12 protein-coding genes are annotated in these 11,676 nt (G+C 72.2%); 7 read left to right on the forward strand and 5 right to left on the reverse strand.

The annotated features are described in order from the left end of the window. Positions 1 to 631, reverse strand: a 631-nt coding sequence (locus JHN63_RS41920) for a hypothetical protein (protein ID WP_200690381.1), incomplete at its 3' end; no start/stop codon positions are given. Positions 632 to 808: 177 nt separating this feature from the next. On the opposite strand from JHN63_RS41920, the gene JHN63_RS41925 reads away from it, so the two are divergent. The 6 genes from JHN63_RS41925 (at position 809) to der (ending at position 6,037) form a co-directional block, all read left to right on the forward strand. Further along, complete coding sequence (locus JHN63_RS41925) at positions 809 to 1,243, forward strand: YidB family protein (RefSeq protein ID WP_200690382.1); 435 nt, start codon at positions 809 to 811, stop codon at positions 1,241 to 1,243. Positions 1,244 to 1,334: 91 nt separating this feature from the next. Continuing rightward, positions 1,335 to 1,703: a chorismate mutase gene (aroH, locus tag JHN63_RS41930; protein WP_200690383.1), complete on the forward strand. Its 369-nt coding sequence runs from the start codon at positions 1,335 to 1,337 to the stop codon at positions 1,701 to 1,703. After that, positions 1,700 to 2,794: a prephenate dehydrogenase gene (locus JHN63_RS41935; protein ID WP_200690384.1), complete on the forward strand. Its 1,095-nt coding sequence runs from the start codon at positions 1,700 to 1,702 to the stop codon at positions 2,792 to 2,794. The genes aroH and JHN63_RS41935 overlap by 4 nt, the downstream gene beginning before the upstream one ends. A gap of 356 nt (positions 2,795 to 3,150) precedes the next feature. Then, positions 3,151 to 3,846, forward strand: a complete 696-nt coding sequence (gene cmk / locus JHN63_RS41940; protein ID WP_200690385.1) for a (d)CMP kinase — start codon at positions 3,151 to 3,153, stop codon at positions 3,844 to 3,846. A 53-nt stretch (positions 3,847 to 3,899) separates the two neighbouring features. Next, a complete protein-coding gene (locus tag JHN63_RS41945) occupies positions 3,900 to 4,487 on the forward strand; it encodes a lysophospholipid acyltransferase family protein (RefSeq protein ID WP_234478487.1) in 588 nt (195 codons plus the stop codon). 74 nt (positions 4,488 to 4,561) lie between these two features. After that, entirely contained in the window at positions 4,562 to 6,037 is a 1,476-nt protein-coding gene (gene der / locus JHN63_RS41950) for a ribosome biogenesis GTPase Der (protein ID WP_200690387.1), read from the forward strand. Between the two features lie 95 nt (positions 6,038 to 6,132). On the opposite strand, the gene JHN63_RS41955 is transcribed toward der, so the two are convergent. Then, complete coding sequence (locus JHN63_RS41955; RefSeq protein ID WP_200690388.1) at positions 6,133 to 6,561, reverse strand: hypothetical protein; 429 nt, start codon at positions 6,559 to 6,561, stop codon at positions 6,133 to 6,135. 37 nt (positions 6,562 to 6,598) lie between these two features. Continuing rightward, on the reverse strand, positions 6,599 to 7,387 hold the full coding sequence (locus JHN63_RS41960) for a hypothetical protein (protein WP_200690389.1): 789 nt from the start codon (positions 7,385 to 7,387) through the stop codon (positions 6,599 to 6,601). Positions 7,388 to 7,890: 503 nt separating this feature from the next. Here JHN63_RS41960 and JHN63_RS41965 point away from each other — a divergent pair. Beyond that, the gene (locus JHN63_RS41965; RefSeq protein ID WP_200690390.1) at positions 7,891 to 8,607 is read left to right on the forward strand and encodes a transglycosylase family protein; all 717 of its coding nucleotides are present in this window, start codon (positions 7,891 to 7,893) and stop codon (positions 8,605 to 8,607) included. Positions 8,608 to 8,667: 60 nt separating this feature from the next. On the opposite strand, the gene JHN63_RS41970 is transcribed toward JHN63_RS41965, so the two are convergent. Both JHN63_RS41970 and JHN63_RS41975 read right to left on the reverse strand, forming a co-directional pair. Then, positions 8,668 to 9,306, reverse strand: coding sequence for an ATP-binding cassette domain-containing protein (locus JHN63_RS41970; RefSeq protein WP_200690391.1), 639 nt, complete (start codon positions 9,304 to 9,306; stop codon positions 8,668 to 8,670). Beyond that, positions 9,303 to 11,676 (reverse strand): ATP-binding cassette domain-containing protein (locus JHN63_RS41975; RefSeq protein ID WP_200690392.1); only part of this gene is annotated, 2,374 nt, incomplete at its 5' end. The genes JHN63_RS41975 and JHN63_RS41970, both read right to left, overlap by 4 nt.

Raw genomic sequence — 11,676 nt, forward strand, 5'->3', positions numbered from 1 at the left:
TGACCGCGCCGGTCTCCGGGTCGATACGGGGTGCGGAGGTGGCCTTGCCGTCGCGGGTGACGATGCCGGTCTGGCGGCCGTTCGGCAGCACGATCCAGCCGCCGTCGATCTTGGCGCCGCGCACCTTGGCCGTGGCGCGCCACAGGCCCGAGGGCTTGACGGCCTTGTCGGCGGTGAACGCGTACTTCCTGCCCTCGTCCTTGACGGTGCCGAGGATCTTCTTGCCCTGCTGGAGCTTGCCGTCGAGTACGGCGCCGTTCGGGGCGGTGAGCTTCATGGTGCCGTCGTCCTCGACGGGGCCCCTGAGCCAGGCCTCCTTGTAGCGGCCGTCGCAGAAGTAGGCGACCGCCTTGCCGTCCCGGATCGACACGGCGACCGAGGCGGTGTCGTCGTCGGTGCGGCCCGCGTAACTGGCGTTCGGGACGGGGGACTTCGACGGGGTCGGGCTCGGGTTGACCGTCGGTTTCTGGGTCGGTGACGCGTTCGCCGACTTCTTCGGTGACGCCGACGGTGATGCCTCGCTGTACGAGGACGACGCCGTCTTCGTCCCCGACGTCGCGTTGAGCGTCAGCATGAACAGGCCCAACACCAGACCCGCCAGAAGAGTGAGCAGTGGTCCCGGACGTTTCATGACTGTCCTCCCCCGAGGCGAGCTTCCAGCCCATGACAGCGGACTCGGGGCCGTGGGTAAAGAGGCATACGGGGATGATCTCACCCCAAGTAGCGGAACGGGATGATTCGGGTGACATTGGCAGGGTTCGAGGCTGGGCCCCGACCAGCGGCCGGCCGCTCTCGAAAGGTGCGACCCATGGCGGGCAACGATCTCGGCAGTCTGCTCGGCGGTCTCCTGGGCGGAGGGGGAACAGGGGGCCGGAGCGGTTCCAGCGGGAACATCCTGGGCGCGCTGCTCGGGGCCCTCGGCGGTGGCGGCAGCGGTGGCGGCGCCAACGGAGGCAATCCGCTGGGCGGGCTCCTGGAGATGCTCACCAAGTCCGGGCTGGCCGAGCAGAAGGACTCCTGGGTCGGCACCGGCGAGAACAAGTCCGTCACCGGCGCCCAGATCCAGGAGGCGCTGCCCGACGGGACCCTGCAGAAGGTCGCCGAGCAGGCCGGCGTCACCCCGGAACAGGCCGCGAGCGACCTCGCGCAGACGCTGCCCCAGGCCGTCGACAAGCTCACCCCGGGCGGACAGGTGCCCCAGGCCGCCTCGCTGGAGGAACTGGTCCGGCAACAGTCCCTGTGACCGTCTCGGTGGGCGGGCGCCGCGCACCGGTGCCGGGCGGGCTGACTACGCTGGACGGACCAAGAGCCGTACATCAGCGAGGAGCAGAGCCGTGGCGGTACGAGCGGTCCGGGGCGCCGTCCAACTGGACAGGGACGAGGCCGGCCACATGGACGAGCAGGTCGGGGCGCTGCTCACCGCCGTCCTGGAGCGGAACGGCCTCACCGCCGACGATCTGATCAGCGTCTGGTTCACGGCCACGCCCGATCTGCACAGCGACTTCCCGGCCGCCGCCGCCCGCAAGCTCGGCAGCGCCTTCGCGGACGTGCCGCTGATCTGCGCGCAGGAACTGGACATCGCGGGTGCCATGCCCCGCGTGGTCCGGATCCTCGCGCACATCGAGTCCGACAAGCCCCGCGCCGACATCACGCATGTGTACCTCGGTGCCGCGGCCGCCCTGCGCAAGGACATCGCCCAGTGAGGACCGCGCTCGTCATCGGCACCGGGCTCATCGGTACGTCCGCCGCGCTCGCCCTCGTCTCACGCGGTGTGGTCGTCCACCTCGCCGACCACGACCCCGAGCAGGCCCGTACGGCCGCCGCGCTGGGCGCCGGCACCGACGAGGCCCCGGACGCTCCCGTCGACCTCGCGATCGTCGCCGCTCCGCCCGCGCTGGTGGCCGGGGTGCTCGCCGACGCGATGCGGCGGGGGGTGGCCCGGGGGTACCTCGATGTGGCCAGCGTGAAGGGTGGTCCGCGGCGGGAGTTGGAGGCGCTGGGCCTCGACCCGTCGGTGATGTCGAGGTACATCGGCTCGCATCCCATGTCCGGGCGGGAGAAGTCGGGGCCGCTGGCTGCGAGCGGAGATCTCTTCGAGGGCCGGCCCTGGGTGCTGACGCCCACCCGTGACACGGACACCGAGGTGCTGAACCTCGCGCTGGAGCTTGTCTCGCACTGTCGTGCGGTGCCGGTCGTCATGGATGCGGATGCGCACGACCGGGCTGTCGCGCTGGTCTCCCATATGCCGCATCTGGTGTCCAGCATGGTCGCGGCGCGGCTGGAGAACGCCGAAGAAGCTGCCGTACGGCTGTGTGGGCAGGGGATTCGGGATGTGACCCGGATCGCCGCGTCCGATCCCCGGATGTGGATCGACATCCTGTCCGCGAACCCCGGGCCGGTCGCCGATCTGCTCACCGATGTCGCCGGGGATCTGGAGGAGACGGTGCGGGCGCTGCGGGCGTTGCAGTCCGCCGACGACGTCAAGCGGGGGGAGGGCGCCGCCGGTATCGAGGACGTGCTGCGGCGGGGGAACGCGGGGCAGGTCCGGGTTCCCGGCAAGCACGGGTCCGCTCCGCGGGTCTACGAGGTTGTCGCCGTGCTGATCGATGACCAGCCTGGGCAGCTTGCGCGGATCTTCGCGGATGCGGGGATGGCGGGGGTCAATATCGAGGATGTGCGGATCGAGCACGCTACGGGGCAGCAGGCGGGGCTTGTGCAGTTGATGGTGGAGCCGAAGTCTGTGCCGGTTCTGACGGCGGGGCTTCGGGAGCGGGGCTGGGCGATCCGGCAGTAGGTGCGCGGCGTGGGCGTGACCGTCCCTGGGGGCTCCGCCCCCAGACCCCCGATCGGCCCTGAAGGGGCCTCGTCCTCAAACGCCGGACGGGCTGGATGTTGGCGGCCTGTGTCGGAGAGGCGCCGGACGGGCTGGATGTTGGCGGCCTGTGTCGGAGAGGCGCCGGACGGGCTGAATATTGCCGGTCCTCGCTGAAAAGGTGCCGGCCCGCGCTGAAGGCGCCCGTCTCACCGAAACCGTGCGCACCGGTGTCCACAAGGCGCGGCCGGACGAGTGACGCGCACCCAGTAACCTTGTCCGGGGTGCACTCGTACCCCCACCCCGCTCACCACCCCGCACCAGGAAGGTGTCCTCCCGTGGAAAACGGCGCCGCCCGGACCGCCCCGGCAGTGATTGTCGCCATCGACGGCCCCTCCGGCACGGGCAAGTCGAGCACGTCGAAGGCCGTGGCCGCGCAGCTCGGGCTGAGCTATCTGGACACCGGGGCCCAGTACCGGGCGATCACCTGGTGGATGGTGAGCAACGGGATCGACATCACCGACCCCACCGCGATCGCCGCCGTCGCGGACAAGGCGGAGATCGTCTCCGGCACGGACCCGGCGAACCCGACGATCAGCGTCGACGGCGTGGACGTGGCCGGTCCGATCCGTACGCAGGAGGTCACCTCCAAGGTCAGCGCGGTGAGCGCGGTGCCCGAGGTGCGGGCGAAGATCACCGAGTTGCAGCGGTCGCTGGCCGCCGGCGCCGAGCGGGGGATCGTCGTCGAGGGGCGGGACATCGGCACGACCGTGCTGCCCGACGCCGACCTGAAGATCTTCCTCACCGCGTCCCCGGAGGCGCGGGCCGCCCGCCGCAGCGGTGAGCTGAAGGGCGCCGACGTCCAGGCCACCCGCGAGGCGCTGCTCAAGCGGGACGCGGCCGACTCCTCGCGCAAGACCTCGCCGCTCGCGAAGGCGGACGACGCGGTCGAGGTGGACACCTCCGACCTCACGCTCCAGCAGGTCATCGAGTGCGTCGTCACCCTCGTCGAGGAGAAGCGGGCAGCGAAGTGACCGCACCTACGGAGCGCGGCGCCGAGGTCGGGCGGCGCATCGGCGTCGGCCTGATGTACGGGCTGTGGAAGCCGCGCGTGCTGGGTTCCTGGAAGGTTCCCGCGACCGGCCCGGTGATCCTCGCCGTCAACCACTCGCACAACATCGACGGCCCGATGGTCATCGGTGTGGCGCCGCGGGCTTCGCACTTCCTGGTAAAGAAAGAGGCGTTCGTGGGGCCGCTCGGGCCCTTCATGCGCGCCGTCGGGCAGGTCGAGGTGGACCGGTCGACCGCCGACCGTACGGCCGTCACCCGGGCGCTCGACATCCTGAAGAACGGCGGGGTCCTCGGGATCTTCCCCGAGGGCAGCCGCGGCGAGGGCGACTTCGCCGCACTGCGCGCAGGGCTCGCCTACTTCGCGGTCCGCAGCGGCGCCCCGATCGTGCCGGTGGCCGTGCTGGGCAGCTCGGAGAAGCGCGGCCGACTGATAAAGGCGCTGCCCCCGCTGCGCTCCCGCGTCGACGTCGTCTTCGGCGACCCGTTCGACGCGGGCGACGGCTCCGGCCGCCGTACCCGCAAGGCACTGGACGAGGCGACCGAGCGGATCCAGAAGCAACTGGCCGCCCACCTGGACAGTGCCAGGCGCCTCACCGGGCACTGAGAGACACTTGAGTAGTGGATCACCCGAAATCCGGGGGTTCCACCGATCACCACGATGAACGAGGTACCGACTTCATGAACGACCAGATCCAGCCCGACGGCTCCGGCGAGGAGCACGAGCACGGGGCGCTCGGCGACGCCGAGTACGCGGAGTTCATGGAGCTCGCCGCCGTAGAGGGCTTCGACATCGAGGACGTCGAGGGGGCCATCGGCGAAGCCGGGCACGGGCCGCTGCCCGTCCTTGCGGTTGTCGGCCGGCCGAACGTCGGCAAGTCGACTCTCGTCAACCGCATCATCGGGCGGCGGGAAGCCGTCGTGGAGGACAAGCCCGGTGTCACCCGCGACCGTGTGACGTACGAGGCCGAGTGGGCCGGGCGGCGCTTCAAGGTCGTCGACACCGGCGGCTGGGAGCAGGACGTCCTCGGCATCGACGCCTCCGTGGCCGCGCAGGCCGAGTACGCGATCGAGGCCGCCGACGCGGTCGTCTTCGTCGTCGACGCCAAGGTCGGCGCCACCGACACCGACGAGGCGGTCGTACGACTGCTGCGCAAGGCCGGCAAGCCCGTCGTGCTGGCCGCCAACAAGGTCGACGGTCTCAGTGGTGAGTCGGACGCGGCTTACCTGTGGTCCCTCGGGCTCGGCGAGCCGCACCCCGTCTCCGCGCTGCACGGGCGCGGCACCGGCGACATGCTGGACGCCGTCCTGGAGGCACTGCCGGAGGCGCCCGAGCAGCTCTTCGGGACCGCGGTCGGCGGACCGCGCCGGATCGCCCTCATCGGCCGGCCGAACGTCGGCAAGTCCTCGCTGCTGAACCGGGTGGCGGGCGAGGAGCGCGTCGTCGTCAACGAGATCGCGGGCACGACCCGTGACCCGGTCGACGAACTGATCGAACTCGGCGGTATCACCTGGAAGTTCGTCGACACGGCGGGCATCCGCAAGCGCGTCCACCTCCAGCAGGGCGCCGACTACTACGCCTCGCTGCGCACCGCCGCCGCCGTCGAGAAGGCGGAGGTCGCGGTCATCCTGATCGACGCCTCCGAGTCCATCTCGGTGCAGGACCAGCGCATCGTCACGATGGCCGTCGAGGCGGGCCGCGCGATCGTGCTGGCCTTCAACAAGTGGGACACCCTCGACGAGGAGCGCCGCTACTACCTGGAGCGCGAGATCGAGACCGAGCTCGCCCAGGTCGCGTGGGCGCCCCGGGTGAACGTCTCGGCGCGCACCGGCCGCCACATGGAGAAGCTGGTCCCGGGCATCGAGACCGCGCTGGCCGGCTGGGAGACCCGCGTCCCGACGGGCCGCCTGAACGCCTTCCTCGGCGAACTCGTCGCAGCCCACCCGCACCCGGTCCGCGGCGGCAAGCAGCCCCGCATCCTCTTCGGCACCCAGGCCGGCACCAAGCCCCCGCGCTTCGTCCTCTTCGCCTCCGGCTTCATCGAGGCGGGCTACCGCCGCTTCATCGAGCGCCGCCTGCGCGAGGAGTTCAGCTTCGAGGGCACCCCGATCCACATCTCGGTCCGCGTCCGCGAGAAGCGCGGCAAGAAGAAGTAGCCGTCGCCGTAAGGCTGTTCGACGACACGGCTTTTCTACGACGAGGAGGGCGGCCCCTGTTGACCAGGGGCCGCCCTCCTCGTGTGCGTGCCGCGTCAGATTCCTCGGCGTGGGCCGGGCGGCAGGGCCGGGATGTGGTGCATCCCGGTGTGGCCGTGCTGCTGCTGCCCGATGTGACCGAGCTGCCCGACGCGCTGCCACTGCGACTGCTGCCGGGCGGTGTAGGCGCCCGCGCTGTACGCGCTGTACGAACCTCCGCCGAACGAAACCCCGCCGAACGACCCGCCGTTGAACGAGCTCCCGCTGAACGAGCCCGTGCCGTGCGGACTGTGCCCGAAGGCGGTGAAGCCCAGCTCCTCCTCGCCGCTGCGGTCACCCGGCAGCGAGCGGAAGGTCTTGACCCACTCCGAGTAGAGCCGGTCGTAGATCGGCGTGGCCGAGGGACCGCCGGAGCCGTCCCGGTCCGATCGCGAGGACGGGATCGGCTGGTACGGCCGGCTGCGGGGAACGTCGTAGGTGTGCACGTATGTCCAAACGACGGGTCACCTGAAGGGATGCGGTTCAGGTGCCCGCGAGCGGCAGCGCGGAGCCGACCAGCTTGCCGTTGGCCGCGGCCTTGTCCAGCGCGCTGCGCAGCAGATCCTCGCGGGGCTGGCGGCCGATCGAGCCGACCGGAGCCGCGAACATCAGCACCTGCTGGTGCTTGTTGGCGGCGGCCCGCCAGCTGTCGGTGACCTGGAGGGGCTGGTGCGCCTGCCACCAGGCCACCGGGGAACCGCCGTTGGCGCTCGGCTGGAGTACCGCGTGCAGCTGGCCCGCGGCGAGCAGCACCGACCAGCCGTGCAGCACGGGCGGCACGGTGGTGATCTCGCTGAGCGGCATGAAGCCCTGCTCGATCAGCAGCGGCAGGAAGTCGTCCCCGACGTCGGTCGAGCCGGGCCGCACGATGGGCGCGGTCGGCTCGACCACCAGGGCGGGGTGCAACTCCCCCGAGATCAGGACGAGTCCGCTGGTCACCCCGAGCACGGCCTGCTCGGGTACGGCCTTGTCCGGTGCGCCGGCCGGGGCGTGCGTGTTGCCGCTGATCGAGCGGACGGCGCCCTGCAACTGCTCCTCGGTGACCTGGACGATCTGCGAGGGCAGGCAGGTGGCGTGGGCGAAGGCGAGGACGGCGGTCTCGTCGCCGATGAACAGGACGGTGCTGGTGCGCTCCTGATCGGAGTCGCCCTGGGTGCGGCACGACGTGCAGTCGTAACTGCCCGGGGCGTTGTCTCCGGCGAGCAGCCGGTCGGCTTCTTCGTCGCCGATCTCGGCGCGTACGTCGTCGCTGACGTCGAGCATGCGCGGCACGGGTGGCTCCCTCGGAATGCGGTGCCCGGTGGGTCCCGGGCTCATGAAGAAGACAACGGAGGATCTGTGGCGGGAGTCACGCTCCAGCGCGGACCGAATCGAACCGACCGACGCGGACGGTCACGGTCGGTACGGAATCGGACACTCCATGTCAACTCTGTGAAAGGTCAAGGGAGTTGGTCGCGTGAACCGGGTCACAGCGCGTGTCGGCAACTGGTCGAAAAATCGTGAAATCAGCGAATGTAGTGGGTGGCCGAAAAATGCCGATACCCGCGGTAACAGTCAACTGGCCTGCGGGGACGGGCAGTTGGTCGACATCGGCTCGCCGACCTCCGTACATTCCTCCGCCGTGTGCAACGAGCACCGCTCGGGTACGTCCGCCGGCCGAACAAGCCAGCAAGCAGCACCACTTCCGGCGGACGGGGAGGAGCGCGAGGACCACGTGGATGCGTGGGAGCCGCGCACCGCCTTGGGGGACCCCGTGTCGTTGGAGAGGGAACTACATGTCCGAATGTGCCGATACCACTCGCGAGAACGCTCCTGAGACCCACCGCAAGGGTCAAGCGCGTACGACGGCGGTCCTCGCCGGGGCGGCCCTGCTCGCCCCGCTCGGACTGCTGGCCGCAAGCGGCAACGCCGCGGCGGCCGACAGCGGAGTGTGGGACCGCATCGCCCAGTGCGAGAGCGGCGGCAACTGGCACATCAACACCGGCAACGGCTACTACGGAGGACTCCAGTTCTCCGCCGGCACCTGGCGCGCCTACGGCGGCTCGGCCTACGCGGCCACCGCGGACCAGGCCTCCAGGTCAGCGCAGATCGCCGTCGCCACCAAGGTCCAGCACGCCCAGGGCTGGGGTGCCTGGCCGGTCTGCTCGGTCAGGGCCGGAGCGGGCGGCAGCGCACCCGCGGTCTCTTCGGGCACGGTGACCGAGAAGTCCACGAAGAAGACCACCGAGTCGACCAGGTCGGCCGGCGGGTCGACGCAGAAGAAGTCGACCCAGAAGGCGACCCCGTCGAAGCCCGCGAAGACGCCGGCCCGCGGGACGAACAACGCCTCACGCGGCACGACCCGCGGCGACTACACCGTCCGCGAGGGCGACACCCTCAGCGCCATCGCGGCCGAGCACGGGACCACCTGGCGGAAGATCTACGCCGCCAACAGGTCCGTCATCGGCGCCGACCCCGATCTGATCATCCCCGGGCAGCAGCTCGACCTCTGAGCCGAACCGCTCCCCGTGCCCGCCCCCGCCCGGTCCGTCGACCGGGTGGGGGCCTGCCCGTCACCGCTCCCGTTCGGCCGCCTCGCCGCCGAACACGACGGCCCCGCGCCGCAGTTCGTACACGAGGGCGACCCGCCCGCGCAGCACGGGCGGCAACCGCTGCTCGGCCACGACCACGCAGGCGTCCAGCCCGCCCAGCAGTTCGTACGTGTGCGCCGCGACCGCGGGCGACATGCCCTGCGCCGGTTCGTCGACGAGCACGACGCGTGCGCGGGCCAGCAGGGCGCGGGAGAGGGCCAGCATGCGTTGCTCACCGCCGGACAGGGTGCCGGCCCGGCGGGGGAGGAGAGGGCGGAGCCGGGGGTAGGCGTCTAGGGCGAAGTCGTGGTCGGACGAGGCCAGTTCGAGGTTCTCGCGCACGGTGAGGGACCCGAACACGGCCTGCCGGTCCGGCACCAGACACAGTCCCCGGCGCGCTCGTTCGTACGCGGGCATACGGGTCACATCGGCGCCGTCCCACACCACCGCGCCGCCCGACAGCGCGACCGTACCGGCGAGCGCCCGCAGCGCGGTCGTACGGCCGGAGCCGTTGCGGCCCAGCAGGACGGTGAGGCCGTGGGCGGGGGCGGCGAGGGTGACGCCGTGCAGGGCTTCGAGGGGGCCGTAGCGCACGCGCGCGTGGCGCAGGGCGATGGTCATGCGGGGCGCTCCCTCGCCGGCGGGGTGTCGAGGACGCGACCGGGCGGTCCGGAGGCGACGATGCGGCCCGCCGCCATCACATGGACCACGTCGGCGAGGTCGGCGACCAGATCGAGGTCGTGCTCCACGACGAGCAGGGCGGTGCCCTCGGCGGCCAGCGCCCTCAACACCACGGTCAGCGCGGCCACTTCGGCGGTGTCGAGACCGGCGGCCGGCTCGTCGAGCAGCAGCACCCGCGGACTCCCGGCGAACGCCCGCGCCAGCTCGACCCGGCGCAGCGTCCCGGTGGGCAGCCCGGCGGCGGGCAGCGACCGTACGCCCCCGCCGAGCCCGAACAACCGCAACGCCCGCTCCACGGCGGCGGGTTCGGCGACCCGCCCTTGCTCGGCCCCCACGCGCACGTTCTCGGCGACGGTCAACGAGGGGAAGACGGCGAGCTGTTGAAAGGTCCGGGCGACCCCGAGCCGCGTACGCGCATGCGCGGGCAGCCGGGTGATGTCCCGCCCGTCCAGCCGAACCCGCCCCCGCACGGGCCGCACGGTCCCGGCCAGACAGTGGAACAGCGTGCTTTTCCCGGCCCCGTTGGGCCCGACCACAGCGGCGACCTGCCCACCCCGCACAACGAGATCGACTCCGTCGAGCACGGCGAAACCGCCGTAACCGGCGTACAGGGTATGGGCGGTGAGGACGGGTGGGGCGGGTGGTGTGCGTGCCGGGGCAGCCTGTGACGCGGGCTCGGGAAGAAGCGTCTTCTCGGGCAGCCGCGTGGGCTCGGGCGGACGCGCAACACCTGTGCGGCCGGCCGCTGTTGAGCCGGTCCGCGCACCCACCACCCGCAGCCTCCGCCGCACCCCCACCCCCAACGGAGTGAGCCGTGCCCTCCGTCGTTCTGTCGCCGCGCGGAGCGCCTCGTGCGGGCCCCCGGGGAACCGGCCCACGTACACCGCCAGTACGCCGATCAGGGCCGCCGCCACTCCGCCGCGCGCCCCGGCGTCCAGTCCGACCAGGAGGGCCGCGGCCGTCAGGGCGCCGAGGGGGCTGTCGGCGCCCAGGACGATCACCGCGGCGAACCAGAGGAGGCCGCGGACGGGGTCGTAGGCCGAGGGGTCGAAGGCGCGCAGGCCCATGCCGAGCAGGCCGCCGCCCAGCGCGGCCAGGGCGGCGCCCGTGACGAAGGCCAGGAGTTTCAGGGACGGGACCTGGACGCCCGCCGCGGACGCGCCCGCCTCGTGGTCCCGCATCGCCGCGAGGGCGCGGCCCGTGCGGCCCCGGCGCAGGGCGTGGGTGACCAGCAACGCCCCCACCAGGAGGGCGAGTTCGAGGACGTAGTACGCGCGGTCCCCCTCGAAGCCGGACGGGCGGGCCAGGGACAGGCCCGACGTGGCGTACGGCTGGGCGAAGACGAAGCGGCTGACCCCGACGCCGACCGCGAAGGTCGCGAGGGCGAGCGACAGGCCCTGGCGGCCGATCGCGGGCCAGCCCGTCAGCAGGCCCAGGGGTGCCACCAGGAGGACGGCCGTCGCGAGCGCGGCCAGTTCCGGGAGGCGGGGGAGCCCCGGGAAACGGCCCGCCGCCAGCAGCGCCGTGAACAGCGCGCCCAGGCCCGCGTACGCCGCCTGCCCCAGCGAGAGCTGCCCGCCGCGCCCGGTGACCACCACCAGGGACAGCAACACCACACCCAGCGCCGGTACTTGGACCGAGGTGTGCAGGTCCGAGCCCGCCAGGCCGAGGGGGAGCAGGAACAGCACCGCGGCCACGATCCAGGCGCCGGGAGGCGTCCGGGCGCGCACTCCGGCCGTGCGGGGGAGGGCGCCACGGGAACCGAGCCCGGGCAAGGCCAGCGCTGCCACCAGGAGCGCCACCACGAACAGGTTCGCGCCCACCGACTGCACCAACTGCCCACCCCGGCCCGGCAGATGGAACCGCGTCAACTGGCTCTGCCCGACCCCGATCCCCAGCGCCACCACCACCGCGACCGGCAGACTCCGCATCCGCGCGGCCACCGCGACCGCCACCACCTCCATGACGAGCAGCGGCAGACCGTACGGGTCCAGGCGCACGGACGGGGCGAGCAGGACGCCCGTCAGGCCCGCCGTGAAGGAACCGAACGCCCAGCCCGCCGCCGCCACCCGGTCCGCGTCCACGCCCGCCAGCAGCGCGAGTTGCCGGTCGTCCACCACCGCCCGCAGCTCCCGCCCGAACCGCGTCCGGCGGATCACCGCCCCGACCCCGGCGGCGAGGACGACCACCACCGCCAACTGCCCCCAGGGATCGGCCGACACGAGCTCCGGCGCGTCGTCCCGCGCCCCCTGCCCCCACACCAGCGCCGCCCCGCCGACCAGCAGCACGAACACCCCGATGGACGCCACC

It is taken from the genome of Streptomyces sp. MBT65, assembly GCF_016612545.1.
Taxonomy (GTDB): domain Bacteria; phylum Actinomycetota; class Actinomycetes; order Streptomycetales; family Streptomycetaceae; genus Streptomyces.

Coding starts and splice junctions, on each gene's coding strand:
- JHN63_RS41970 (WP_200690391.1), bottom strand. CDS start 9,306: ATGACCATCGCCCTGCGCCACGCGCGCGTGCGCTACGGCCCCCTCGAA.
- der (WP_200690387.1), top strand. CDS start 4,562: ATGAACGACCAGATCCAGCCCGACGGCTCCGGCGAGGAGCACGAGCAC.
- JHN63_RS41945 (WP_234478487.1), top strand. CDS start 3,900: ATGTACGGGCTGTGGAAGCCGCGCGTGCTGGGTTCCTGGAAGGTTCCC.
- JHN63_RS41965 (WP_200690390.1), top strand. CDS start 7,891: ATGTCCGAATGTGCCGATACCACTCGCGAGAACGCTCCTGAGACCCAC.
- JHN63_RS41925 (WP_200690382.1), top strand. CDS start 809: ATGGCGGGCAACGATCTCGGCAGTCTGCTCGGCGGTCTCCTGGGCGGA.